The following is a 26,148-nucleotide window of genomic DNA, read 5'->3' as shown; positions in this document are numbered from 1 at the left end:
GCAATGGTGCCTGTGGGCTCTTTTGGTCGGGTAGTACGGGAAAAACGGATCATGCTGGGTATGAGCCAGCGTGAACTTGCCAGGCGATCAGGTATAAGCGTGCGCGCGCTCCGCTACATCGAACTCGACCAGGTGCGCAATCCGCGGCCGGAGTCGTTGCGCAGGTTGACCCGGGCTGTTGGTCTGGATCCGGTGGACGATCCGGAGTCTGTCCCGGTGGTGGAGACCGGCGTCCGGCTTGGTGTGCTTGGCCAGTTGTTGTTCACCAGGAATGGGCGGCCGATTCAACTTGGTTCGCGCAAGCAACGCGACCTGCTCGGGCTGCTCGCATTGCAACCTGGTGTGTTGTTCTCCAGAGCGGACATCATCGATGTTCTGTGGGAAAATCGGCCGCCTCGGACCTGCGCCGGACTGGTGCACTCCTACGTGTCCCGGCTGCGGAAGACGCTGCGCGCGGCCAGCACCGCGGGTGATCAGGAACTGGCCATCTCGGCCGAACAAGGCGGCTATCGATTGGTGGCTGAGCCCGGCTGTCTCGATCTGGTGGACTTCGACGGTCTGGTCGCCATGGCGCGGCGGCAATCCAACGACCTCAGGCGGTTCGAGCTGTTGGGAAACGCGCTTGAACGCTGGCGGGCCGCGGTCGTCTGTGATCTGAGCGAGCGGGTGCGGCGGCATCCAGCCGCGGTCTCGGCCGCCCAGCGGCGTACTGCCGCGCTGCTGTGCCACGCCGACCTCGCGTTCCAACTCGGCCACCCGGATCGCGGACTGGAGCGCCTCGCGCCGATCGCGGTGGACGACCCGCTGCATGAAGGCCTGCAAAGCCGGATGATGCTGCTCCTCGGCGCGTCCGGTCAGCAGGCAGCGGCGCTGCGCCTGTTCCGTACGGTCCGCACCCAACTTGTGGACGAGCTGGGCGTGGAGCCTGGCCCCGCGTTGCTGGGTGCCTACCAGCGGGTCGTCGAAGGTGACGAGCACAGCTACCGCCCAGCCGTGCCGGCGCGGGCCACCACGGTCACGGTGACCTCGGCCCCGCCCGTGCAACTGCCACCCGAACCGGGTGTCTTCGCCGGGCGGCAGCGTGAGCTGGGCGCGCTGGACCAGGCCGCGGACGCGAGAGTGGTGCTGGTGACCGGCGCCGCCGGAGTCGGCAAGACAGCGCTTGCCGTGCGGTGGGCGAATCTGGCTCGGCACCGCTTCCCGGACGGAGCCCTGTTCCTCGACCTTCAGGGGCACCTACCTGGCGGGGCGCTCGATCCGGACGGTGCCGTGCGCAGGCTGCTCAACGGACTGGGCGTGCCCCCGAACCGGATTCCCGCCGAACCGGATGGGGTGATGTCGCTGTACCGATCCCTGCTCGCCGGACGGCGGATGCTGATCCTGTTCGACAACGCCGCAGGTTCCGCCCAAGTTCGTCCATTGCTGCCGGCGGGGCCGGGCTGCTTCGCGCTGGTCACCAGCCGGGCCGGGCTCGGTGGTCTGATCACCCGGGATGGCGCGCAGGCGGTGCGGCTCGGTTTGCTCACTGAGCCCGACGCCGAGGGGATGCTCTTCGGCATGCTCGGCGGGGAGCGGCTGCAGGGACGCTCGGCGGAGCTGACCCGACTCATCCGTGCCTGCGGTCACCTGCCACTGGCATTGCGGATCGCCGCGACCAACATCATCTGTTCCGGGGCGTCCGGGATCACCGAGTTCACCCGGCGCCTGGAAGCGGAGGATCCGCTGTCCGTGCTGGTCGTCACCGGGGAGGCGAACCTCGCCGTGCTGACCGCGTTCGACCTCTCCTACCAGCGTCTGGAACCCGCGGACCAGCGGATGTTCCGGCTGGTGGGCAGCCTGCCCGTGCTGGAAGTGACCCGAGAGCTGCTGGCGGTCGTCCTGCGTGCCGACAGCAGCGCGGTGGGCGGCCCGCTGGACCGCCTGGCCAACGCTCACCTGTTGGACCGCGGGCCCGGCGACCGATTCCAGCTGACCGGGCTGCTCCGGCACTACGCGCTGCGGCTCGCCAGGGCCGAGGATTCCGCCGAGACGCGGGCGGCCTGGCGCCGCCGGTGCGTCGAGTTCTACCTCGGCGAGGTCGCCAGCGCTGAGCCTGAGTGGGTTGACCAGGAGTTCGACAATCTGTTGGCGCTGGTGCACGAGATCGCCAGGCACGGGCACCGGCAGGCGGCCTGGCGCATCATTCCCCTGCTGCGGCCCTACTTCTGGTCCCGTCCGTGGCAGCCGGACTGGCTGCGCGCCGCGGAGGCGGGGCTGTCCGCCGCGCTGGTCGACGGCACCGCGGGCGACCAGGCTGACCTGCACCTGGGGCTGAGCGAGTTGCACCTCATCCGCGGCGGTTACCGGCACAGCGTCGGGTACGCGATGCAGTCCCTGGCACTGAGCGAGGAGTCCGGCTGGCCGGATCGGCAGGCTGCCGCGTTGGTCGGCCTCGGCCTCGCCCATGGCTGCCTCGGCCAGCTGACCGAGGCGGTGGACCACGCCGGCCGGGCGCTGGAGCTGTATGTCTCCTCGGGTTGCCTGGCCGGACAGGCGAGAAGTCATGTTTGCCTTGGCCTCGCCCTCCGGGACTCCGGCAGCCTGGCGAGTGCGCTGAGCCACCAGCTGGCCGGATTGGACCTGCATCGGCGGCTGGACCTGTCCGTGGGCGAGGCATCCAGCCTGCAATTGGTCGCGGAGCTGTTGCTGGCCAGAGGCAGGCTGCCCGAGGCGTTGGGCCTATTGGAGCAGGCGCTGGCCCGGCAGCGGGCGCTGGCCGATCTGGGGGGTGCCGCGGAGTCCGCCCGGCTCGTCGCCGTCTTCCTGACCGCCACGGGACACACCTCGGCCGCGGCGACGGCGGCTCGGGGCGCGGTGCGGCTGGCCGCCGGCTGCGGCGATCCGCACCGGGAGGCCGACGCTCGCAACACCCTCGGTCACCTGCTGAGGCAGAGTGGCCGGCCCGCAGAGTCGGTCCGTCAGCACCTGCTCGCCCGCGAGATCTCCGAACTCGGCGAGCGGCCAGCGCCGCGGATCGCCGCGCTGATCGGTCTGGGATCCAGCCGCGGGCAGCTGCCGGCGGAGGTGAGGCTGCGGCATCTCGCCACCGCTGTCGAGGTCAGCCTGGCCAGGGGATACCGCCTGCTGCACGCCTCCGCTCTGATCACACTGGCCGAGGCGTGTGCCGAGGACGACGGCCCGGCGGCCGCGGTCAGGTACGCGGAGGAGGCGCTGCGTGTGTACGGCTCGGCGGGGCACGTGGCAGGCGACCGGACGGCGGCGCGTGTGCTGGCCCGCCTGCACGAGCGCAGCGGTGACCATCGTGCTGCCCAGCGCTGGCACACCAGGCATGGCCGAACCCGGCTGGACTTCACACCTGAGGAGGCGTGTCGGCTGGCCGGCAACGTGGTCGCCGTGGCCGAGGTCGTGCCTGAGCCGCGCGTCTCGACTTGACATTGTCGCGGCGTCAAGGTTGAGCATGAGGTGCCATGACCGCCATCGCAGCTGACCGACCGCTCGTCACCGAACCGCCCGCCGGCACCGGCGGCCCCGGGGCGGCCCGGTGGCGCCGACTGCTGGTGGCCATCCCGGTGATCGTCATCGCCGCTGAGGCCACCGCCCTGCTCGCCGGACTGGTCCGGTGGCGGGACGCGCTGTGGCTGTTGCTCGCGCTGGAGGGGCCGCACATCGCGCTGATCGCGGGCACCATGGGCTACGCGACCGTGCTGACCGTTCGCCGCCGCAGGGGCGGAATGCCGGGCTGGACGGCTTTCCAAAGTTCCTACTACCAGTTGCTCCCCGCCCCGGTGGCCTGGGCGATCACCCGGGAGTTCGCCAGTCTCGCCGCGGTGCTCAGCCTGCTGCTGCGCGGCCGCCGACGCGAGGCCCGGACCTTCGGCTATAGCGCGGGCCGGGGCCGGGTCTTCGCGATCATCCTGCTGGCCATCCTCATCGAGCTGGTGCTGCTGCACCACGTGATCCCGTGGCCGACGGTGCGGTTGATCCACGACATCGTCGGCGTCTACTCGCTGATCATCGTCATCGGCTACTGGGCCGTCCCGCTGACCCGGCCGCACCGGCTGCTCCCGGACTGCCTGGTGCTGCGATCCGGGCACGACGTGGTGGCGGTGGTGCCCTGGCGTGGCACCGTGATCATCGAGCACGAACGACTGGGCATCCACCCGGAACTCGACCTGGCCGAGGAGAGGTTCGTGCTGCCCAACGGTCGGGGCGTGACCTCGCTGGTCATCCGGTCGGCCGAGCCGGTCCGGGCGCGGCTCGGACCGCGCATCGGACCGGTGCGGGTCATCCATCTCGGTGTGGATGATCCGCGTGCCTTCCGGCGGGCCGCGGCCGAGCTAGGCTCGATCCGGGATCCTGAACAGTCTGGACCGTGAATGCTGATTGGCGAACTGGCCGAGGTCGTCGGTGTGTCCACCCGCGCGATCCGGCACTATCACAAGATCGGACTGTTGCCGGAACCGGCGCGGCGGGCCAACCGCTACCGGTCCTACACGGTGCGCGACGCGGTTCGGCTGGCCCGCATCCGCCAGCTGACCGAGCTGGGGCTCACCCTGGACGAGGCGCGCGACGCGCTCGCCGAGGACGAGGGCCGGAGCCTGGTGAACATCCTGGCCAGGTTGGAAGCCGACCTGGACCGTGAGGAGCGAGAACTGCGGGACCGCCGACGCAGGCTGCGCCGGCTGCTGGACCGCGACGACGCCACCACGAGTGAGCCGATTTCCGAGCTGGCCCGGCTCATCCAGGACACCTTCCCTGACAGTGTGGCGGCCGGCAGGGACCGTGAGTACCTCACCGTGCTGGACCGGCGCGTCACCCCGGAACTGGCCGCGTACTGCCGGGTCCTGCTCGCCGATCCTGGGCTGGTGGCTCACCTGGGTGAGATGTACCGGCGCTTCGACGAGATCAGCGACGTCGCACCCGAGGACCCGCGGGTGGCCGCGCTCGCCGCCGATCTGATGCGACTCCTGCCCACCGAGCTCGCCGACCTGGTCCGCACCCCGGACCCCCGCCGCCATCCGATCGCGGACGCGGTGGCGCGGGACCTGCCACCCGCGCACGCCCGGCTGCTGGAACACCTCTTCGAGTCGTGGCGACTACCTGGTTGAGTTCAGCTCCGCGATGAGCAGCCGGGCGGCTGTGCCGGCGCCGTCCTCGGTCCGGATCCTGCGCCCCAGCGTCTTGGCCGCGGCCACCAGGTTTGGCAGCCGGGTGACCCGCAAGGCCGCGGCCAGCCTGTCCTCATTCAGGTTCCGGCCAGGCAGAGGCGGTGCCGCGACACCAAGTTCACGCACCCGGCGGGCCCAGAAGTAGGCATCGAACACGAACGGCACCACCACGGACGGGATGCCCGCGCGCAGCACCTGCGCGGTGGTGCCCGCACCACCGTGGTGCACCGCCGCGCGCAGCCGGGGAAACAGCAGCTCATGGGCGACCGGCTCATCCAGCACGAGCACGTCCGGACCGAGATCGGCGGCACCAAGTCCCCACCAGCCCGCCGCGAGGATCAGGCGGTCGTTTGCCCGCCTGGCTGCGGCGCACACCATCCTGGTGATCCTCCCGGGATCGACCCCGGCCATGCTGCCGAACCCCACATACACCGGCGGTGGTCCCGCCGCGAGGAAGTCCGCCACCCTGGCAGGCAACTCACCAACTGCCTGGCGGAACCAATAGCCGGTGACCTGTTCCCGTTTGCTCCAGTCGCGCGGGGCGGGCACCACAGCGGGACTGAACCCGTACAGAGTGAGCACCGCATGCTCCTGCGCCGGTGACAACCCGTGTTCGGCGAGCAGCTTGCGGACCAGACCGCGGAACAGCGCGCGCCGCGTGTGGCCGGCGAGCACATGTGTCAGCCGATGACCAGCCGGGGGCACCGGCAGGTCCTGGGTCGCCATCGCGGGGAACGCGGTGGTCGGGTGCAGGGGCTGGAACGCGGCGTCGACACACCGCAGGCCGCGGGCCAGCGCGATTTCGCGGCTCACACCACCCAGCACCCCACAGGAGACCAGCGCCGCCGCACCGTCCAGCGCGGTCCAGATACTGGCCATGAGTCTGCGGTCGAAGGGGATGCCGCCGGGGCCCGCGGCCAGCTCGCCCGTCCGCGCCGCTTGGCGGATACCTGCCAGGACCAGCCGTGGGCTGCGCTCCGCCCGGCCTTGCATGATCAGGCGTACCGCTGGACTGGCCAGCAGGGACTGGGGATCGCCGTGGATCTCCGCGAACTCCGCACCCGCCCCCGTGGCCAGTTCGCGGAAGCCCACGTGAGTGGCCAGCCGCACCCGGTGTCCGGCGGCCGTCAACGCGGCGGCCAGTGCGGCCGGCGGCTCGACGTCGCCCCGGGTGCCCATCGCGAGCACCACGACCTCGGCCTCGTCCGTCCTCGACTCGTTCACCATCGAACCGGCACCTTCTCCGGGCCGTCGTCCAGCCTGCCGGTGCTCCAGGGCAACTCCGCGACGGGCTTGGTCAGTCGCAGGTCCGGCATCGCCCGCACCAGCCCGGTCAGTGCGACGCGCAGTTCCATTCTGGCCAACGCGGCACCGAGGCAGTGGTGCGCGCCGTACCCGAACGCCAGCTGCGGGCGTCCGTGGCCAGCCGGGGCGAACCGGCCGGGGTCGGGGAAGGCCGCTGGATCGTGCGCCGCGGCGAGCAGGGGCGCGAGCACGATCTCACCACGACGGATAAGCGTGCCCCCCAACTCGACGTCGGTTCGGGCGATGCGCACCAGACCGGCCCGGTCGGAGTGCCAGCGCAGGATCTCCTCCACCACCTCCGGCACCGTCTCCGGCGCGGCGGCCAGCCGTCGATACCGATCCGGCTCCCCGAGTAACGTGATCAGGCCGAGGTTGAGTGTGTTGGCCGTGGTGGCGTAGCCGGCCACCACGATGCTGACCGCGAGCCCCTGCAGCTCGGCGGCGTCCGGGCAGGTGGCCAACAGGTCGGTGAGCACATCGTCGCCCGGGCTGGCCGTCTTCTCCTCGATCAGTGCGGCGAGGTGCTCGTTGACCGCGCCCCACGCGCTGAGCTGAGCGCTGTCCTCGGTTGCGGAGAGCGCCATGATGTCGCCCGCCCACGCCCGTAGCCGCGCGTCCTCTGCCATGGCCACACCGAGCAGCCGCGCCAGCACACCCGCGGAGAGTGGGTAGGTCAGCCCGGCGGCGAGATCCGCGGTGTCGCCGGTAGCGCGCAACTCGCCCAGCAACGTCTCCGTCAGCTCTCCAGTCTGTCGCCGAAGGCCCTCGATCCGCCTCGCGGACAGGCTTCGAGACACCATCGCGCGCAGTTCGGTGTGCCGCGGCGGGTCCTGGAACAGGAGGTCGCCGGGCAGGGGAGTGCCGGACAACCGGACGCCTCCGGGCAGCCCGACCGAGAACCGGTCGTCGCTGAGCAGGGCGCGGATGTCGGCGTACCGGGTCAGCAACCAAGCCGTTTCCCCCGCGGGGGTGCGGATCCGGCTGACCGGATCACGCGTGCGCAGTTCCGCCCAGGCGGGCGGTGGTCCCAGCCGCGGTCCGGGGAAGGGCCACCGCGGTGCCCCGGTCACCCCCGCCGTCCCGGTCGTGCCGTGGCCAGCACATAGTCCTGCGCACCGAGCCGGACCACGCCGTCCCGGTGGTCGAATGCGCGCAGCCAGCCATGCCACATGGCGCGCACCAGCGGATTCAGCCTTCGGCGCACCGCGGGATCAGTCAGCTGCCCGGCCAGGTAGCGGCTGAACTGGGGGTAGACGAAGTCGCGGATGCTCTCCACCCGTACCTCGACGAATCCCGCCACGGTCAGCGCCTCCGTGTAGCCGGCCCGGTCGCATCGGTTCGCTGGGGGCACCCCGCCGAAGGTCTGCTCCAGCCATCCGCTGATCCGGCTCTGGCTCTGGGGGGCCGGTGCGATGGGTTCGGCGACCACCAGCGCCCCGTCCGGCCGCAGCACTCGGCGGGCCTCCCGGAAGAAGTCGGCCCTGGTACGGAAGTGCATCGCGGACTCGACCGCCACAACCCGATCGAAGTGGCCGTCGGGGAACGGGATGGCGGTGGCCGAGGCGAGCCGGAGTTCGATCGTCTCCGTCAGCCCGGCAGCCGCGATCCGGCGGCGAGCCAGCAGCAGGTGGTCAGGGATGATGTCGATGCCGACGATCTGCTGGGGCTGGAACCTGGCGGCCCACTGAAGATCCTGGTCGGCGAAGCCGAACCCGGCGTCCAGGACCCGTTGCCCTGGGACGAGGCCGGCCCGTTCACCGACCAGGTCGACCAGTGCTGCACACGCCTCGTCCAAAGTGGATGGTGAGTTCGCCCAGTAGCCCAGGTTGCGGAACAGAGTGCGCTCGGTCAGCAGGTTGTGCGTGGACTCCAGCTCGTACAGGGCGCGCACGCCGGATTGGCCCCGTCGCAACGGCATGCCCAGCGCCTGCGCGTACTCCCGGAGCCGGACCGCGGGGCCGGGGGGCTGGGTGCCTGGCCCATCGGCGGCGGTGGTCATGATGCGGTGCCGCGGATGACCAGGTAGCCCAGTGGTAGCCGGTATCCATCCCCGTCCCGGTGCGCCGCGGCGAGATCTGCGAGATCGGCGTGCAGGCCGGCGCGGCTGTCCGCGCCGAGTTCGGCGAATGCGGCCATGGTCGGTGGAAAGTGCGACGCCCAGAAGGTCCGCAGCTCGGTCGTCGAGCCGAAGTGCCACTCCAGGACCTCTTCCCTGGTCTGTATGTCGTGGAAACCCGCTGCCAGCCGGGCCCGTACAGCCTGGTCGTCGCCCCAGACCAGTGGGTCGGCCAACCCGGCGGACAGCGGCTGCCAGCGGTGGAAGATCTTGGCGAGCGCACCCATGAACCCGGCCCGTCGCCACTGCGCCAGTGCCAGGGTGCCACCCGGGCGCAGGACTCGGTGCAACTCGCTCACCACCAGCTCCGGCTGCGGGGCGCATTCGACCCCGAAGGTGGAGACCACCAGATCGAAGTCGTTGTCGGGCAACGGAAGCTCCTCCACGTCACCGACGAGCCAACGGATGTCCAGGCCCTCCGGCGCGGCCAGTTCACGGCCCAGATCAAGCATTTCGGGCGTCAGATCGGTGGCGGTCACCTGAGCGTGCCTGCGGGCTGCGGCTCGTGCGGCGGAGCCGGGGCCGGAGGCCACCTCGAGAACCCGTTGGCCTGCGGTCACCCCGACCCACTCCACCAGCAGCTCCGCCGCGGGCGCGGTACGGGCCGCGACCGGCCGGTAGTCGCCCAGCTCGGACATCATCCACTTCCAGCCGGCCTTCAGCGCTGCCCCGTCCACCTGGCCCACCCCCCATCTTCTTGTCCTGTTTCGGATATCTCGACGGTAGGAGTGGGTCTGCCCATCGCGCTGCACTGCTTCTGCACGACTGTCCGGATGCGGCAAGACCGGTGCAGGCCCGGTCCAGTCGGGCCGGGCTAACTGCTGGTTATGTCGTTCGGGCGGACCTGACGGCACACGAGAGGCCAGAACAGATGCTGCGCAAGAACAATCCCACCGGTGACCAACTGCTCCCGCGATCCCAGTTCACCCAGGCCGCTGAGCGCGCCCGGCAGCACCTGCTCGACCGCCGACGGTCCGAAGGTTCCCGGCTCATCGACCGGGACCTGGAGATCTCCGTGACTTGCTACAACGTGCGGTCCGGCTGGCCGGAGTCCGAGGACACCGCGGTCGTGCCGATGGTGCTGTACCAGCACGGTGGTCGGAGACGGCCGGGTGGCGCGCTGAGCCGGGCGCTCGGCCACGCCGCCAAGGCCCAGCAGTGGGGCTGCGCGGCTCCGCCAGTGTGGTTCCGCGACGGCGCGCACAGCACCGTGAGGGTCCTGGAGGCGCTGTCTGAGCTGGGCCTGGCCAAGATCCGCGCAGGTGGGCGCACCCGGTGGTACCGCGGAGGACACTGTCTGCGCGGTGTGCTCACCCCTGTTTGTCGGGGTGCGGACGCCGGCCGCGGCGCAGACGCTGTGGTCGATCCTCGACCCGCTGCGTTTCGCCGAGAGCGGCCACCGACAGCACGACTCCCTGTTCGCCATGGTCTGCCACGGTCGACAGCTCCCGCTGCCGCGGCTGGCGCTCATGTTGCGCACCGAGCCGGTCTGGTTCTCCCCCGAGGGCCCGCTACGCGCGGCTCCGGCGAGCGGAGGACGCGATCCTGGTGGCCCAGATCAGATCTCGCCGCGCCGAGGGCAAGGTTGTTCTCCCCGACGGGGATAACCGGGACCAGCTGGTGACTCCGCTCGCCGTCGGCCACGAGACCGCGGCGCCATCGCTGTTCTGGTGTCAGGAACGATTAGTACGCCACCCAGCCCGCACCCGCCAGGGCGACTGAGGGGACCAAGGTGGGCTGTAAGTCCTATGTGGACGGTGTGCTCAACGGGACCTTCCGCGCCCGACCGGTGGTGAGTGGCATCGTGCGCTGCTCTCCGCCGACACCAAGGTCGGCGGGTGTCTGATCCCTGCGGGCATCAGCTGACCCTGCCGATCTCGTTGCCGCACAACGGTCACGATCTCTACCAGGAACCGGAGCGGTTCCGGCCGGATACACGGGCCGGTGCTGGTGCCCGGCCGCGTCGCAGTGGCGCCGCGCGTTGGAGCCGACGATTGTCTTTCAAAGGGGGATGTATGAGCACGACAACACCAGTGGACTTCGGCGCGGACGATCTTGTGCTGTCCACCGAACTGGCGAACTCGCTCGCCGACCGGTGGCGGCTGGACGATGACCGGCTGGGCGAGATCTGTCGGTACGCACTGCTGCCGCCGGGAAAACTGTTGCGGCCCATGCTGTTGGTGGAATCGGCTGTGGCGGTCGGCGGGACCCGGTACGGGGTGCTCCCGGCCGCGGTCGGGGCGGAGAGCGGCCACACCGCGAGCCTGGTCCACGACGACATAATCGACCAGGACGAGCTGCGCCGGGGCCGCCCTGCGGTGCACGTCCGTTACGGCGTGGACGACGCGATCGTCACTGGCGACGCGCTGCTCTTCGACCTGTTCGCCGGACTGGCCGGTTGTCGGTACCGCGGGGTGGCCGAGGCGCGCATCGTGGACGCGCTGGCGGAGGTCGCGCGGTGTGGTGTCGAGCTGTGTCGCGGGCAGATGCTGGAAGCAGAACTGACCCGCGACCGGTGTTTCGACGCGGCGCGTTACCGGCGGATGGTCCACCTCAAGACCGCCGCGTTGTTCCGGGGGGCCTGCGTCAGCGGCGCGTTGCTTGCCGGTGGATCGGCCGAGGAAGTGGCGGCGCTACGGCGCTACGCCGACGAACTGGGTATCGCCTACCAGATCCAGGACGACCTGCTCGGCTATCTCAGCGTCCCGGCGGTGACCGGAAAACCGCAGGCCAGCGACGCGCGAAACGGCAGGATCACCATGCCGCTGATCCTGGCCGGCCAGGCCGGGGGACCCGCCGCCCGGCGCGCCATCGAACGGCAGCTGTGCGGCGGCGGTGACGCGGCCGCCCGGCACGCCCGGCTGCGTCGCATCGTTGCCGGTTCGGGTGCCCTGGACGAGGCGCGGGACTTGGTGCGAGAGGCGGTCGGCAGGGCCGGTTCGGCGCTGGCCGTGCTGCCGCCCGGCGCCAGCCGGACCCGGCTCAGGAGGGTCGCGGAACTCCTGCTGGACCGGGACCGTTGAGGAAACGGGTCGCGTGGTCACGGCGCCGCATCGCCAGCCGCGCCAAGGCGGTGATCGCCAGGGCGGGCACCAGCAGCCACAGTGTGGCGAGTACACCCAGAGCGGTGGCAAGCACGGCTGAGGACAGCACCAGCCGCTCGATGACCACGATCTCGTGCGCCCGGAGCGCGTGCAGCCTGGGCACGGGCCGGGGCGCGCGCAGCAGTATCGCGGCCGCGCACCCGGTCAGCGCCACCGACACCGCCAGGAATCCGAGATAGCCACCGTGCCGGAACTCCGCGGCCGACAGCGGTGCCAGACAGGCGAGGCCGATCCAGCCAGCGCACAGCCAGCCCAGCAACCGCAGGGAGGCATGATCGCCATGCCGGACCGGATGGGTCTGGTACCCGCCCGCGCGGTCCCCGTCCTGGTCGCAGAGCGCGCCCAGCAGGTTGGATGCGGTGTCGTGCACCCAGAACACCAGCCCGAAGGGCAGCAGGTCCCACCTCGGTTCACCGCCGACCGAGGTCATGCCGACCAGGAAGGCCAGCATCGCGGGACCGCCCCGGACGAGGTTGCCCGCGAAGCCGTGGCCCTTCAACTTCCAGCTGTACAGCACACCGAGCACCGCCGTCACCGCGACCACGGCGAGGTTGAGCGGGTTCAGCAGCACGGCGAGCATCAGTCCGACCACGATCGCCAGGTACATCCCGGCCGCGGCCTCCCGGGCCGACATCCGGCCGGACGGTATGGGGCGCAACGGTTTGCTCACCGCGTCCAGTTCCCGATCGAAGTAGTCGCCCCCGTACAGCGAGGCGATCCAGCCCAGGGTCGGCACCGCCCACGCGCCGAGGTACTGCCACAGACCGGTGTCCTGGCCCGCAGCGAGCACCGCGCCGGCCAGGCCGAGCAGACCCGCGTGGAAGACGGTGTCCGGGCGGCAGGTCTCCAGGTGTGCCAACAGCTTCCGCCGGATCGAAGTGAGATCGGACATGGTTGCTCCTTCAACACCAGGTGGACCACTCGCGGTTGTGGTGGCACCGCACCAGCGGGCTGGCACGTCATGGTCTGCGAGCGCAGGAGCACACTCGACGGCGGCGCGGGCATCGGCCTGATGCCCAACGCGCTGCGCACGCTCGACGCCCTTGGACTCGGTACCCAGGTCCGGGCGTGCGCTGAATCGCAGCTCGCCGGCGGGCTTCGCCCGTCGAGCGGCACTGGGTTGCCTGCTCCTGCCCTCGGGTGCCTGGTGTGATGCCAGATGATCCCGTCAGACCGGCGGAGGCCGGCCCCACCGTGGAGCTGCGGCGGGCCGACGTGGTGCTGGCCGCCGACGGTATCCACTCCGCGACCTGGAACACGCTCTTCCCCGGGCGTTCCGCCGTCACCAGCTGACTGGCAGCGCGGTCAGTCCGCGGACCAGCGCACCGCTTCGCCAGGCGACCGGCCCGGCCCGGCACAGCCCCGGCAGTGCCCGCAGCAGCCCGGCGACCGACTCCTGCAGGATCACCCTGGCCAGCGGGGCGCCGATGCACCGGTGCGGGCCGTGGCCGAAGGCCAGGTGCGGATTTACCGTGCGCCCTGGGCACACTCGGTCGGCCGAGGAGAAGACACGTTCGTCCCGGTCGGCGGAGGTGATGTCCACCAGCACTGGCTCACCGGCGGCGACCACCACTCCACCAAGCTCGACCGCCTCCAGCGCGTAGCGGGGAGGGGCGGGGCCTGCCTCCAGTGGGATCCACCGCAGCAGTTCCTCCACCATGGCTGGCACCGCCATCTCGGCCGAACGCAGTCGGGCCGTCAGTTCTGGCTGGTCCAGCAGCGCTACCCAGATGTTGCCGATCTGCGCTGCGGTGGCCTCGTACCCAGCGACCAGGACGGTCATCACCAGGATCACCAGATCGGCCTCCGCGTGGTCCTGTGTGCCGGCGAGCAGGCTGATCAGGTCGGTGCCCGGTGCCCTGGCCGGTTTGCGGATGAGGTCGGTCAGGTAGTCCCACATCTGTCCGAGCAGTTCGGCCTGGTACTCCGGTGTATGCGTGGTGGTGGACAGGCCTACGTCCGCCCAGTGACGGAACCGCGCGTGGTCGTGCCGCGGCACGCCGATCAGCTCAGCCATCGCGCGGTGCGTCAACGGATTCGCGAAGCTGGTGACCAGATCTGCGGGTGGGCCGATCGCGATGAGTTCGGCGGCCAGTTCCGCGACCAGTCCCGCGATCCAGGGCCGCAGCCGCTCGGCCCGGCGCGGGGTGAACGCCTTGGCGATGAGTGCGCGATGCCTGGTGTGCTGCGGCGGGTCGAGTGCGACCAGACCGACGGCGTGCGCCTCCGCCGACACCCGGGGAATGTCCCGGCCCGCGGTGGCGGCCCGGGAGAAACGTGGGTCGGTGAGCACCTGGCGCGCCTCGGCGTGCCGGATCGCCAGCCAGGAGGGTTCACCAAAGGGTAGCCCTACCCGGATCAGCCCGGCGTCACGGCGTAGAGCGGCGTAACGTGGGTCGATCCTGTTGCCCGCACAGCGAAACGGGTATCGGTGGACCCGATCAGCGGAGTTCACCGGCCAACCTCCCCATGTAGTAGATGATCTCCTCGTGGTTGGTGGTGGTGACGTAGTCCGCGGCGCCGGCCTTGTAGTAGATGTCGGTCACCAGGTCCCGTGGCACCGAGGAGATCGGTTCGCCTCGGCGCAGCGCGGCAGTGAGCGCGGGGACGTGGTAGGGCAGGCGCACCGCCCGGTCGACGTGGAACTGCTCGCCGTTGACGGACACCACAGGCAGGCCGGGGTGGGCGCAGTCCGGTACCGGGCGCTGTCCCTCGACGAGGTGGGCGGGCAGTGTGCGGAGGTCGTAGTCGAACACCGCGTCCAGAGTCCCGGTCACCTCCGCGTCCAGTCCGGGGCGGATCTCGGCCCGCCACCAGCCACGTAGCGCGTCTCGGGCCGCGGGCACGCCGTAGACGTAGGCCAGCAGCGGTGCCAGCACATTGGAGTCAGTGAAGGCGTTGTCCATGGCGTGTCGGAACGGCGATGTCACCGAACTCCTGTCCTGCGCGACGAACCCCATCAGGGAACGAATCGCGGTGGACTGGGTGATGCCGGCGAGCCTGCGCAGCGCCGGCCAGGTGTGTCGCAGCACCGCGCTCTCCGCGAGCAGCCGGGAGAAAAGCAGGAACTGGTGCATGTACCGGTTGTCCGCCAAGGACATGGTGTCATGTCGCAGCACGTGCTCGAAGTCGTCAGTGTCCCCGCGCACGGTGACCAGGCCGTACTGTTCCTTCTTCGCGGAGAACTCTGTGTTGGGCAACAACAACAGCGGATACGCGGCCACCCGCGACACGTGCTCGGCGAGCCGATCGTAGCCCTCCAGAAAGGACTCCACGGTCTCACCCGGAGCACCCCAGATCAGCTCCGCGTAACTCTGGAGCCCTTCCGCGGCAAGCCATTCCGCCAGCTCCTCCCACTGGTTGACCTTCATGTTGCGCCGGTTCATCAGGTTCAGCGCATCGTCATCGAGGGTCTGCAGCGCCAGGGTGAACGAGCTGTGCAGCCCGGCCTCCTTCATGATCCGCACGATCTCGTAGAAGACCTTCGACTTGTTCTTCGCCCAGGACGTCTCCACGGTCCGTGGATAGCCGTACCGCGAGCGGACCTCGATGAAGTCCTTGATGAACTCCAGGTCCGAGGCGAGCATGCCGAAGTTCGCGTCGCACAGTGCGATGGTGTGCACGCGATGTCTGCCGAGAACTTCCAGTTCCGCGCGCAGTCGGTCCCGGGAGAAGGCACGCACCCGCTGGCCCACCGCGCCGCCCCAGTAGCAGAAGGAACATTTGTACGGGCAGCCACGGTTGGTCTCCATGATGGCCACGTCGTAGCGGAAGGTGCCGTCGGCTCCGGTAAGTGGTATCGCCTCGGTCAGGAATGGCGACCCGATGATGTCCAGATCCTCGATCCGAGGACGGTCCGGGGTGGTGCGCAGCATCCCGCTGTCGTCGCGATAGGACACTCCGGCGACGTGGCCGAGGTCGTGCGGTCTGCCGCCGGCGAGGAGCTCGCGGACCAATTCGACGAAGGTCAGCTCCCCCTCGCCATTGACCACCACGTCCACCTCCGGGCACATCCCGAACACCCGAGCTGCCTGGTCCGAGACGTGATTGCCGCCGAAGACCACCCAGCCGTCCGGCCGGAGCTGCCGGTAGGTCTCGGCAAGGGAGGAGAAGGTGCGGACGTTCCATCCGAGTACGGAGAACGCGATCAGGTCCGGCGGCTCATCGCTGAACAGGGTGTTGGCGATCTCGAACGCCGTCACCCCACCACCAAAACTGTGAATCTCGATATCAGCCTGAGCGGCGATCTCCGGATCTTGCAGCGCGGTCGCCTTGAGATACCCGGCGGCCAGCGGTAGGGATTCCAACGCCATCTTCCAGACACCCTGCTGCACCAGCCAGATCTGCGGTCTCTTCGAGGCGCGCACAGCGGTCTCCCTTCGTCGAGATCGACGCTATGACCGCCGCAGGCAAGCGACCTGCACGCTGTCTGGACGGACCGGCACACGGGAAACCGCCTCACCACCAGTACTTTCCCCGCCCATGTCGAACAGTTGGGCAGCAAGACCGGCAAGAACCGTCAGCCACCACAACTGCCCGGCCGACCACGCGAGAGCCCACTGGACGCCACGCGCACCCGTTCGGCGCCCACTGGAGCGGGTGACTCCACGGCACACGGATCGGACGCCGCCCAACGGCGGTAGGCGATCCCCGCGACCGGATATGGCAACGCCGCCCGAACGAGGTCCGGAGGCAAAGCTCTCTCGGGTGGGCGTGAGGCTTCGCCCTCGCGAGACGGATAGCCGGATCAGGCTCGCGCCTTCTGTGAACCTGATCCGGCTACCCGGCGGTGGGTGACACTGGGATCGAACCAGTGATCCTCCCGCTGTGCTCCCACGGCCACCGCACCGTGGACATGTTCGAGTTCTCGGCGGGACATCGCCCTCTGCCGTTCGCGCGGCATGAGGACGGCGCCGCTGTACTGCGTGGCGCTGTTCTTCAGCCACGGTGGCTACCTGGGCTGCACCGCAAGCTGATGCCGACTGCCGCCGAGAGCCACCGGTGGAGCCAAAGGACGGGCGACCCTCCGGTGATCTGTTGGGCGAACCACATGCCGCTGTTCCAACCGGCCAAGTACGCCAAGGGTGCGGACCTGTGGTGCCCGTCGACCGTGGACGATCGCGACACCTGGCAGACCACGACGCGTCGCCTCGCCCTGGAGATCCGTGCTGGGCCCGACACCGCGCTGATCGGTGGGCGATTCAGCGATCGTCTCCCCGACTGGCACCACGCGCGGCCGGATATGTTCCCCCTGAGCCTGGACGAGTCTGTCCACAAAGGCGTTACCGGTGGTCAGCACCGGCCTGTATCGTCTGGTCTGGCCAGGGATCGAACCACTGCCACAGGGGGTAGTCGCTGTCCGCTGTCCACATCCGGGTGCTGGGCACGGTCTCCGTCGAGGTGGACGGGACGCCGGTGCCGCTCGGCGGGGCGAAACCCAGGACGTTGCTGGCCGCGTTGCTGGCCAGGGCTGGGGATGCCGTCCGGCCAGCGCATCTGGTCGATCTGATCTGGAGTGCCGCGCCGCCGGCCTCCGCCCGTGCGGTGGTCCAGACGTATGCCTCCACGCTGCGCAGTGCCCTGCGCAAGGCGGGGGCGCCGGACCTGATCGTCGGGGACGAGGCCGGGTACCGGGTTGTGCTCGGGGCCGCCCGTTACGACGCGCGGGAGTTCACCGAGGCCGTGCAGGCCGCGCGTGATCTGCTGGCCCGTGCGGAGTTCGAGCCGGGGGCGGCACTGCTGCGGGAGGCGCTGCGGTTGTGGCGGGGTCCGGCGTTCACCGGGCTGGGCGGTGGGTTCCTGCTCGCCGAGGCCGAGCGGCTGGACGAGTTGCGGATGGCCGCCCTGGAGATGCGCTGCACCGCGGACCTGGCCTGTGGCAGGCACGAGCGACTGGTGCCCGAGCTGCGTGGGCTGGTCGCGGAGTATCCGTTGCGGGAGTCCTTCTGGGCCTTGCTGATGCACGCGTTGCTGCGCTCGGGGCAGCAGTCCGCGGCACTGGCCGCCTACGAGCAGATCCGCTCCACGCTGCGGGAGGAGTTCGGCACCGACCCCGGCCAGCAGCTGCTCGAGGCCTACGAGCTGGCGTTGCGGGACGAACCGCGACCGGTCGCCACCCCGTCGGCCGAGGTGCCCATGCAGCTGCCTGCCGATCTGGCCAGCTTCGCCGGGCGCACCGCCGACCTGGCCGCGCTGGACGCCCTGCTGCCCGAACCTGGCTGCTCCGCGCCGCGCACCATCGCCCTGGTCGGGCCCGGCGGGATCGGCAAGACCGCGCTGGCCGTGCACTGGGCGCACCGGGTGCGCGCGGGATTCCCGGACGGCCAGCTCTTCGTCGACCTGCGCGGCTACGACCCGGTGTCCTCGGTGTCGATCGAGCAGACCCTCACCGCGTGCCTGCGTGCCCTGGGCGTGTCCGCGCAGCGGGTGCCGGTGACCCTGGACGAACAGGTGGCGCTGTACCGCTCGCTGCTGGCCGGAAAGCGCGTGCTTCTGGTGCTGGACAACGTGGCCAACGCCGGGCAGGTCCGCCCGCTGCTGCCGCCCGGCTCGGGCTGCGTGGCCCTGGTGACCAGTCGCAGCGACCTGCGCAGCCTGACGGTGCTCAACGACGCGCGGGTGCGGTACCTGGACGTGCTGACCGCCGAGGACTCCCACGACCTGCTGGCCGAACTGTGCGGCCCCGAGCTGCTGGCCGCCGAACCGGCGGACGCGCGGCTGCTGGCCGCGCTGTGCGGGCACCTGCCACTGGCCCTGCGCATCGCCGCGGCCAACCTGCACGGCCGCCGCCACACCAGGGTCTCGGACTACGTGCTCGCGCTGCGCGAGGACCGGCTGGCCGAGCTGGCCGTCGAGGACGATCCGGCGGTCGCTGTGCGGGCCACCTTCCACCTGTCCTACCAGGCCCTCGACCCGGCGACCCGGCAGCTGTTCCGGCTGCTCAGCCAGGCCCCCGGACCGGATTTCAGTCAGGCGGCCGCGGTCGCGCTGGCCGGCCCGGCCGCCGGGGTGCGGCGCTCGCTGGACCGGCTGGTCTCGGCCAGCCTGCTGACCCGCAGCCCGGCCGGGCGCTACCAGTTCCACGACCTGATCTGCCACTACGCCACCGACCTCGCCAGGGAGGAGGACACCCCGGAGGTGCTGCACGCCGCCGAGACCCGGCTCTACGACCACTACCTGGCCACCGCCTCGGCAGGCACCTCGCTGTTCTACGCCGGGGTCCGGCAGCTGCGGCGGATCCCGGCCACCGAGGCCAACCCGTTCACCGACGGCGAGGCCGCACTGCGCTGGCTCGACGAGGAACGGGTCAACCTCATCGCCGCCGCGGAACGCGCCGCGGCCGTTCCAGGGATCCGGCACTACAGCGGCCGGTTCGCCGACGCGCTGCGCGGCTACTTCTCCGGCCGCGGCTACGCGGCCGACGGCCTGGCCCTGTGCACCGCGGCGCTGGCCGCCGCGCGGGAGTCCGGTGACGCCCAGGCCGAGGCCACCGTGCACGCGCTGCGCGGGCTGATCTTCTACAACCTCAGCGACTACGAACGCTCCATCACCGAGCACGAGCTGGCCCTGGCCGCCAACGACCGCGAACCCAACCCGGTGGCGGAGATGGAGTGCCTGCACCACCTGGGCCGGGTGTACGCCCAGCTGGGCATCCCGCGCGAGGCCATGGCCTACCACGAGCGCGCGCTGGCGATCGCGACCGGGATCGGCGATGAGCTGATCGAGGCCCGCGAGGTCAACTACGTGGGCGTCGCGCACCTGTCCCTCGGCAACATCGACGAGGCCACCCGCGCTCACACCAGGGCCCTGGACATCACCGGCAGGCTGGACGACAAGATCGTGCGGCTGCGGGCCTGGAACGGCCTCGGCCTGACGCACTGGACGGCAGGCCGCCTGGCCGAGGCGGCGGACTGCCACCGCGAGTGCGTGGAACTCTGCCGCCGCTGGGGCCTGGAGTACAACCTCGCCGCCGCACTCGTCTGCCTCGCCGAGACCTGCTGCGACCTCGGCCGGTACGAGGACGCCGCGCGGCACGCCCGCGAGGCACTGGAACGCGGCCAGCAGATCGGCGAACGCCGCCACGAGGCCAGCGCGCTGGAGATCAACGCCACCGTGCGCCGCCGCCTCGGCCACCACCGGGAGAGCATCCAGGGCTACACCGACGCCCTGGCGCTGGCCACCCGGATCAAGTTCCGCTACGGCGAGGCATCCGCGCTCATCGGCCTCTCCGCCGCGCACCGCGCCGAGGGCCGTCCAGCCGAAGCGGCGACCTATGCCCGCCAGGCCCTGACCAGGATGCGTGAAACCGACATGCGGGTGCTGGAGATCGCCGGCCTGACCGAACTGGCCGCCTGCCACCTGGCCCTCGGCAAGCCCGCGGAGGCGGGGGCGCAGGCCGAGCGGGCGCTGGCGATGGCGGTCAAGGACGGCCAGCGGCTCAGCCAGGCCCGTGCGCTCGGGGTGCTCGGGCAGGTCCGGCTGGCCGAGGGCGACGGGGCCACCGCGGCCGGGCACTGGCGGTCGGCGCTGGAGATCTTCACCGAGATCGGCGCCCCGGAGGCCGCGGAGATCACCGAACTGCTGAGGTGAGCGCCGGGTTCCTGCCCGCATGACGGTGGCCGCCACCCAGGATCGGGCAGCGGCCACCTCGTCACTACGGCTCAGCGGGGGTCGTGCTTGTTGCTGAGCCTCTTTTTCCGGCTATGCCCCATATCGGGGAAAATACTGGTGCGACTTTTCTCGACGCCGGACCTCCTCGATATTTCCCGGACCGGCACGGCCGGACCAACCGTGCTCGACGCCCACCCCCATCGGGACGGCCTCGACACCGCGGAACGCGTCAATGACATCCACTGAAGCGGACAGGTCGCCCTCGTCGCTCCGGCCGAACTCAACGCGGTCGACCTTGTACCAGGTGCCCGATCCACCCAGGCCCTCGATCGTGCCCTCGTTGATCTTGATGCTGATGCCGCCGCCATAGCCGACCTTCGGCGCCATCCCCGCCTTCAGCGTGGCCGACCAGCCCCAGCCGTGGTAGTCCCTGGCGACGCAGACCTCGCCCCCGACTCCACCACCGACGTAGGCCTCGGCCGAAGCGCAGGCGGAGACCGTGAACCCGCCGTCGGCGTCGTCGCGGAACTTGCCCTCCCGCCATATGCGCTCGACCTCGGCCTTCAGGTCGTCCATGGTCTTGCGCTGCTCCGACGCCAGCAGTTTCTTGTACAGCGAGTCCGCAGCGGCCTCCGCCTTGATGGCGTCCACGCACCACATGCTCGACCGTTCAAGGGCGTCGTTGCTGCATTCCATGTTCACCGCGACCCTGGCCTGGTAAAGGCGAGCCCACCTCTTCATGTGCTCGTCGCTCGCGCCTGCCGGCAGTTGCATGTGGACGATGGCATGTGGCGTGCGCTGTTTCTCCGTGGGGATTCTGAGAAGGTCCCGTGCGGAGGACTGCTTGTCGGGTTTCGGCGACTGCTGCTGCTTCTGCTTCTGCGAACCGCAGCCGGTGGCCAGCGGACAGCCGTTGTCGTCCAGTGCCACGGCCAGCCCACTGGGGTCGCTCATCGAGATCGGGCTGTTGTTCGAGTAGGCGTACCCGTGCAGCTGCTGCGGATCCAGGTAGTCGCCGATCGGGTCCACCGACAGGAACCGGCCGGTGTCCGCGTCGTACTGCCGCCTGCCCAGGGTCGTGAAGCCCGCCGAGGAGTCGACCGTGCCACCCACGAAACCCTTGTCGCCCGCGAAGTTCCCCTGCGGGCCACGGGCTCCGCCGAAGGGCAGCTGCCTGCGCTGCTCGGTCTTGAGCGTGGCGCTGTCGATGGAGGTGTTCACCGTGCCGTGGTGGTCGGTGGCCAGATAGTCCAGCCGATCACCCGAGCGCGTGGCCACCATCCGCCCGCCGTGCGAGTAGTACCGGGTGACCGTCTTGGCCATGCCCTTGACGTGCAGCTCCTGCCCGGCCAGGTACACCGTGGTGCCCGAAGGGTCGCGGCGGATCAGGCGATCCCCGGACACGCCGTAGACGAACTCGGTCGCCTTGTCGCCCTCGGTGACCTTGACCAGCCGCCCCTCCACGTCCCAGTCCAGCTTCTGACCCGCGCCCGAGGGCGCCTTGCGGGCCACGGTGTTGCCGACCGCGTCGTAGACCGGCTCGTCCACCGCGGCCGCGGCCAGGCCGGGCTTCACGGCCGAGACCGACTTCATCCGGTGCCCGCCACCCTTGGCGTAGTTGCGGACCGTGTTGCCCGCGGCCGCGTGCTGGGTGTCGGTGAGCCTGCCGCCCACCTTGTCGTAGGTGAAGGACTGCCAGTACGGGGCCGGGCCTGCCAGGTTCCCCGTCGACGGCGCCGCGGCACAGGGCTGAGCCGTCTTCGCCGGGGTCCACGCCGAGGTCAGGCGCTGCAGGTGGTCGTAGCCGAAACACTGGACATCCGGCGTCTTGTCCAGGGCCTGGTCCACCATTGCGGTGATCAGGCCTGCCGGGTTGTAGGTGTAGTTGACGTCGGCCTGCATCGGCTTGGCCGTCTCGGTGTCCACGACCGTGCGGTTGGCCCGCCGGGTGTCCGGCTCGTAGTAGGTGGACACCCAGGAGTGCTTGCCCGCCTCGCCGAGCCACAGCTGCTGCTGCTCGCCGTACTTGGTGTAGATGGTGTCGGAGACGTACTTGACGTCGTCCTTGCCCTCGGGACCACCGTAGGTGCTCTTGAGCCGCCCGAAGTCGTCGAAGGTGTGCGTCACCGTCTCCGCGCCGAGCACGCCGGGCACCGCGGGGATCCCGGTGCTCTTGACGCTCCCGTTGTCGTTGTACTTCACCGTGGTCAGGTACCTGCCCGCGATGCCCGTCTCGGATTCGGGGAGCACCATCTCGGTGGAGGCGGGTCGGCCTGCCAGGTCGTAGGACACGACCGAGTCGGTGTAGGCGGAGTTCCCGATCCACCGCGTGCTGGTGGCGGCCAGGCCCTTGCCACCGGGCACGGTGTCGTAGGTCCACTCGGCGTGCTTGATCACGCGGTCCGGGCGCACCTCCTCCTTGCGCGTGGTGCGGCCGAGGTCGTCATAGCTCGTCCGGAGCACGACGCCCCGCGCGTCCCTGGTCTCGATCAGCCGGTGCGCGTTGTCGTAGGTCCGGCGGGTCACGCCCTTGTCCGGGTCGTGCTGCACGACCAGGCGGCCGAGCAGGTCGTACTCGTTCTGCCAGACGTTGTTCTCCGGGTCCTTCACCTCACTGAGCTGCCCAGCCGCCGTGTAGCGGTAGGTCGTGGCGTCGTGGGAGGGGCCTGGCGCGTCGGTCCGGCGTTCGATGACCTGCCCGCGTGCGTCGGTCAGGGTGGTGGTGGGCACTCCGCCCGCAGGCGGCGTGACCTTGGTCCAGTTCCCGCCGTAGGTGATCGTGCTGCGCCACTTCTCCTGCGGCGCCTTGAAAATCTCCGCGGTCGCCCGGCCGGCGCCGTCGAACTCGGTGACGGTGTGCGGCGGGGTCGCCTCCGAGTTCGAGGCCATCCACAGCTGGTCGTCCACGTCCTGGCCGTTGAAGAACGGCTGGCTCTGCTGGAAGGCCCGCCCGTGCGAGTCGTACCGGATGTCGGTCAGCAGCCTGCCCTCCTCGGTCGGGCGCTGGGTCTGCCGTGGCCGGAGCTGTCCGTCCAGGATCTCCTTGGTGGTCAGGTAGGTGCCGTTGGGGCCGAGCGTCTCGGTGGTGACCACGTTCGGCTGAGTCCGGGAGATCTTGTAGCTGAACTTCTTGTTGCCGTTGTCGCCCGCGGGTTCCCGGCCGGGCAGCCAGACCTGGGTCAGCCGCCCGAGCGGGTCGTACGCGGAGTGGACGGTCCGATCGTCCACATCGGACACCTTGAGGGTCGCGCCGGTCGCCGGGTTCACGGTTGTGGTGACCGGGAAGCCCAGCGGGTTCACCGTCCTGGTCTGCGTGACCGGGCCGCCCACCCTGGGGGTGAACTCGGTGGTGGTGACCTTGCCCAGGGCGTCGGCCACCTCCAGCGCGCGGCCGTGCTCATCCCGGCGTTTCACCGTGCTGGTGGTGATGTGCTCGAACTTGTCGACGGCGGTCCGGCTCTTCAACGCCTGCGTGGCGATGACGTTGCCGCGGTCGTCGTAGGTCGAGCGGTCGTTGCTGATGGCGTGCTCGGGGAACCTCGCGGTCGCGTCGCAGGCCACCGCGATGGTGTCCACCTCGGTCGCCCGGTCCATCAGCCACTTCGCGGTGTCGCGCTGGTACTTCGTGGTGACGCACCGGTCGTCCTCGGCCTTGGCCACCTCGCCGAAGTCGTGGACCTTCGAGACCAGCGCGGTCGGGTCGGTGTCCTCGTAGAAGGACTGGGTCTTGGTCTCCTGCTTTCCGTTGCCCGCGAGCGTGGTGAAGGTCCGGATGACCCCGTCCCGGACGATCCTGGCCTCGTGCTCGCCCCGCCTGGCGGTCGGCTTCTCCCGCCAGAACGGCTCGTTGATGACCTTGCTGACGACCTCGGCGGTGTCACCGAGGTAGGTGGTCGTCTCGCGGGCGATGCCGCTGAGCCAGTTGTGGTCATCCACCGAGCCGCCCTCGGAATCGGTGACCTTGACCGAGGGCTTTCCCTTGTCCCCGTGCATGCCCCGGTAGTACGTGGTGGCGACCTTGGTGCGCTTGCGCGCGTCCTCGGAGGTCGCGCCGGTGCGCACGATGACCTTCCCGTAGCCGCGGAACTGGTTCCACGTCTTGTCCTTGTCCGCGGTGAACTCGGACTCGTCGTAGTGCCAGGCCGCGCCGCCGCTGTACTCGTAGTCGGTCCGGCTGCCCACCTCGCTGCCGATCCAGTCCGAAGTGGACACGGTGGACACGACGTACTTGTGGAAGTAGTCGTTGCGGGGCTCCCAGGTGTCCGGCACGGTCCACTTCACCGGGAAGCAGCGCAGGGTGTTGGTCTCCGGGGTGAGCACCGTGTGCTCGGTGCAGTCCGGGGCGGCGTAGGTCACCGAGGTCACCGCGCCGGACTCGGAGACGATCGCGCCGATCCGGAAGCGGTTCAGGAAGGAGTAGCCGTCGTTCGGCTTGACCACCCGGTTCGGCTTGAGGACGCCCTCGAAGCTCACCTCGGGCAGGGCCAGCTCACCGCCGTCGTGCCCGGTGTGCGTGATGCCTGCCAGCCACAGCGCCGGCTTGCCCAGGTCCTTGGGGTAGGGGAACTCGTGCCGCAGCGTCCAGGAGTCGACCGGGCGGTAGCCAGCGCCGTCCCGCACCTCGGTGCGGATCTTGGCCAGCCGCTTGGTGGTCCAGAACGACGGCGCCCAGGTCTTGTCGCACTTCGGGCCCTCGCACCGCAGGTCCAGTGGGACGTCCGGGAAGTTGGCCCGGTTCGCCTCGACCTTCGGATCGCACTTCGATCCCGGCACGCACCGCTCGGCCACCTCGAACTCGACCCGCCCGCCTGCGGCCAGTCCCGGCATGTCCTCGCGCAGGCCGTACTCGATGCTCTTCAGCCAGCCGCCGCGCACGTAGTCCGCGGTCCTGGTGTTCTTGTTCTGCCCGTACTTGTTCAGCTCGGTGCCGTAGTTGTAGACCATCACGTCACCGTTGGGGCTGACGACCTTGTCCAGGTTCCAGCGATATGCCTGGTCGCACCAGGACCCGGCGAAGCCGTCCCGCCGGTAGCAGGGCTCGCCGTCGTCGTCGCCGTACACCGGCACCGTCCAGGTCGCCGCGGACTCGATGCGCACCCCGAAGAAGTACTGGGTGCCGTCGGTCGTGGTGACCCGCCAGTGCTCGCCGTCGTTGTCGCCGTTGCGGTGCTCCGCCCTGGCGATCAGCTCGACGCGCATCCCGTTGTCGCTCTTGGGTTTCCACCCGCCCGTGGTGTCGTCCCTGATCAGCGCGGTGTTGGTGCCGTTGAGCGAGAGCGTGGCGTTGTGGCTCTTCCAGCACAGGTCGAGCGGGTTGTCCCTGGGGTTGCCGGGCAGATCGACCTGACAGCCACCGTAGGTCCGTTCGACCGAACCCGGCCACAACGACCAGCCGTCGCCGACCCAGGATGCCTGGTTGTTGCTCGCGCTGGTCAGCCCGTCCACCGCGCCGGAGTTGTAGCCCAGGCCCAGCGAGGGCATCAGCTCACCGGCGGCCGGGGGCACCTTGAGCTGGTAGGACCAGTTGAAGTCACCGGTCTGCCCGGCCACCTCCCCCTTGCCGGACTGGCTCAGCGCGGTGGCCGAGTAGTCCCCGTCGCCGCGCTGGGCCGCAGGCAGCTTCGCCTGATCGCCTCGCCTGGCCGACTGCCCGGCCTCGTCCTTCTCGTTGCCGCGGCTGCCCTGACGCACCAGGGTGACCGGAACCGACGGCACCTCCGGCAGCTCCACCGACGGCCCGCCGGCCGCCGAGGCGGTGGAGGCGGTCGCGACGACCAGTGACAGCGAGAGCGCGGCGACCAGACCTATTGTGATCGCACGTCTGGATCTGTTGTGACGCATGGTT

General features: G+C 70.1%; 14 protein-coding genes. 6 read left to right on the top strand and 8 right to left on the bottom strand.

Translation table 11 applies throughout. The features are described from left to right. Nucleotides 1-3: 3 nt before the first annotated feature. Genes HNR67_RS38040 through HNR67_RS38030 form a run of 3 tightly spaced genes read left to right on the top strand, consistent with a single transcriptional unit; the run spans nt 4 to nt 5,108 of the window. On the top strand, nt 4-3,432 hold the full coding sequence (locus HNR67_RS38040) for a BTAD domain-containing putative transcriptional regulator (protein ID WP_281403275.1): 3,429 nt from the start codon (nt 4-6) through the stop codon (nt 3,430-3,432). Nucleotides 3,433-3,467: 35 nt separating this feature from the next. Continuing rightward, nucleotides 3,468-4,376 carry a hypothetical protein gene (locus HNR67_RS38035; protein ID WP_185008028.1) on the top strand — a complete coding sequence of 303 codons (909 nt, stop codon included), beginning with the start codon at nt 3,468-3,470 and terminating at the stop codon, nt 4,374-4,376. Beyond that, nucleotides 4,377-5,108 carry a MerR family transcriptional regulator gene (locus HNR67_RS38030; protein ID WP_185008026.1) on the top strand — a complete coding sequence of 244 codons (732 nt, stop codon included), beginning with the start codon at nt 4,377-4,379 and terminating at the stop codon, nt 5,106-5,108. It abuts the gene before it with no gap. Here the strand turns inward: HNR67_RS38030 and HNR67_RS38025 are convergent. Genes HNR67_RS38025 through HNR67_RS38010 form a run of 4 tightly spaced genes read right to left on the bottom strand, consistent with a single transcriptional unit; the run spans nt 5,097 to nt 9,266 of the window. Next, nucleotides 5,097-6,395 (bottom strand): glycosyltransferase, encoded by a 1,299-nt coding sequence (locus HNR67_RS38025; RefSeq protein ID WP_185008024.1) that lies wholly within the window; start codon nt 6,393-6,395, stop codon nt 5,097-5,099. The two genes, HNR67_RS38030 and HNR67_RS38025, sit on opposite strands and share 12 nt — an antisense overlap. Further along, nucleotides 6,389-7,543: a cytochrome P450 gene (locus HNR67_RS46540; RefSeq protein ID WP_185008022.1), complete on the bottom strand. Its 1,155-nt coding sequence runs from the start codon at nt 7,541-7,543 to the stop codon at nt 6,389-6,391. Before HNR67_RS46540 ends, HNR67_RS38025 begins: the two co-directional genes overlap by 7 nt. Beyond that, the gene (locus HNR67_RS38015; protein WP_185008021.1) at nt 7,540-8,472 is read right to left on the bottom strand and encodes an SAM-dependent methyltransferase; all 933 of its coding nucleotides are present in this window, start codon (nt 8,470-8,472) and stop codon (nt 7,540-7,542) included. Before HNR67_RS38015 ends, HNR67_RS46540 begins: the two co-directional genes overlap by 4 nt. Beyond that, a complete protein-coding gene (locus tag HNR67_RS38010) occupies nt 8,469-9,266 on the bottom strand; it encodes a class I SAM-dependent methyltransferase (RefSeq protein ID WP_185008019.1) in 798 nt (265 codons plus the stop codon). Before HNR67_RS38010 ends, HNR67_RS38015 begins: the two co-directional genes overlap by 4 nt. A gap of 1,338 nt (nt 9,267-10,604) precedes the next feature. On the opposite strand from HNR67_RS38010, the gene HNR67_RS38005 reads away from it, so the two are divergent. After that, the gene (locus HNR67_RS38005) at nt 10,605-11,612 is read left to right on the top strand and encodes a polyprenyl synthetase family protein (protein WP_185008017.1); all 1,008 of its coding nucleotides are present in this window, start codon (nt 10,605-10,607) and stop codon (nt 11,610-11,612) included. Here the strand turns inward: HNR67_RS38005 and HNR67_RS38000 are convergent. Next, nucleotides 11,572-12,585: a UbiA family prenyltransferase gene (locus HNR67_RS38000; protein WP_185008015.1), complete on the bottom strand. Its 1,014-nt coding sequence runs from the start codon at nt 12,583-12,585 to the stop codon at nt 11,572-11,574. The two genes, HNR67_RS38005 and HNR67_RS38000, sit on opposite strands and share 41 nt — an antisense overlap. 260 nt (nt 12,586-12,845) lie before the next feature. Between HNR67_RS38000 and HNR67_RS37995 the strand changes: the two genes are divergently transcribed. Then, nucleotides 12,846-12,986 carry a hypothetical protein gene (locus HNR67_RS37995; RefSeq protein WP_185008013.1) on the top strand — a complete coding sequence of 47 codons (141 nt, stop codon included), beginning with the start codon at nt 12,846-12,848 and terminating at the stop codon, nt 12,984-12,986. On the opposite strand, the gene HNR67_RS46535 is transcribed toward HNR67_RS37995, so the two are convergent. Then, entirely contained in the window at nt 12,976-13,986 is a 1,011-nt protein-coding gene (locus HNR67_RS46535; RefSeq protein ID WP_185008011.1) for a cytochrome P450, read from the bottom strand. The genes HNR67_RS37995 and HNR67_RS46535 overlap by 11 nt on opposite strands. 148 nt (nt 13,987-14,134) lie before the next feature. Beyond that, nucleotides 14,135-16,060, bottom strand: coding sequence for a KedN5 family methylcobalamin-dependent radical SAM C-methyltransferase (locus HNR67_RS37985; RefSeq protein WP_312989008.1), 1,926 nt, complete (start codon nt 16,058-16,060; stop codon nt 14,135-14,137). Between the two features lie 1,009 nt (nt 16,061-17,069). Here HNR67_RS37985 and HNR67_RS37980 point away from each other — a divergent pair. After that, on the top strand, nt 17,070-20,282 hold the full coding sequence (locus tag HNR67_RS37980; RefSeq protein ID WP_185008010.1) for an AfsR/SARP family transcriptional regulator: 3,213 nt from the start codon (nt 17,070-17,072) through the stop codon (nt 20,280-20,282). Nucleotides 20,283-20,393: 111 nt separating this feature from the next. On the opposite strand, the gene HNR67_RS37975 is transcribed toward HNR67_RS37980, so the two are convergent. Next, complete coding sequence (locus HNR67_RS37975) at nt 20,394-26,144, bottom strand: RHS repeat domain-containing protein (protein WP_185008008.1); 5,751 nt, start codon at nt 26,142-26,144, stop codon at nt 20,394-20,396. Between the last annotated feature and the right edge of the window lie 4 nt (nt 26,145-26,148).

The organism is Crossiella cryophila, from assembly GCF_014204915.1.
GTDB classification, from domain to species: Bacteria; Actinomycetota; Actinomycetes; order Mycobacteriales; family Pseudonocardiaceae; genus Crossiella; species Crossiella cryophila.
The sequence above is the reverse complement of the archived record's forward strand: the minus strand, read 5'-3'. Positions and strand labels throughout refer to the sequence as shown.

Coding starts and splice junctions, on each gene's coding strand:
- HNR67_RS38025 (WP_185008024.1), bottom strand. CDS start 6,395: ATGGTGAACGAGTCGAGGACGGACGAGGCCGAGGTCGTGGTGCTCGCG.
- HNR67_RS37995 (WP_185008013.1), top strand. CDS start 12,846: ATGCCAGATGATCCCGTCAGACCGGCGGAGGCCGGCCCCACCGTGGAG.
- HNR67_RS38030 (WP_185008026.1), top strand. CDS start 4,377: ATGCTGATTGGCGAACTGGCCGAGGTCGTCGGTGTGTCCACCCGCGCG.
- HNR67_RS37975 (WP_185008008.1), bottom strand. CDS start 26,144: ATGCGTCACAACAGATCCAGACGTGCGATCACAATAGGTCTGGTCGCC.
- HNR67_RS38000 (WP_185008015.1), bottom strand. CDS start 12,585: ATGTCCGATCTCACTTCGATCCGGCGGAAGCTGTTGGCACACCTGGAG.
- HNR67_RS38015 (WP_185008021.1), bottom strand. CDS start 8,472: ATGACCACCGCCGCCGATGGGCCAGGCACCCAGCCCCCCGGCCCCGCG.
- HNR67_RS38040 (WP_281403275.1), top strand. CDS start 4: ATGGTGCCTGTGGGCTCTTTTGGTCGGGTAGTACGGGAAAAACGGATC.
- HNR67_RS38035 (WP_185008028.1), top strand. CDS start 3,468: ATGACCGCCATCGCAGCTGACCGACCGCTCGTCACCGAACCGCCCGCC.
- HNR67_RS38005 (WP_185008017.1), top strand. CDS start 10,605: ATGAGCACGACAACACCAGTGGACTTCGGCGCGGACGATCTTGTGCTG.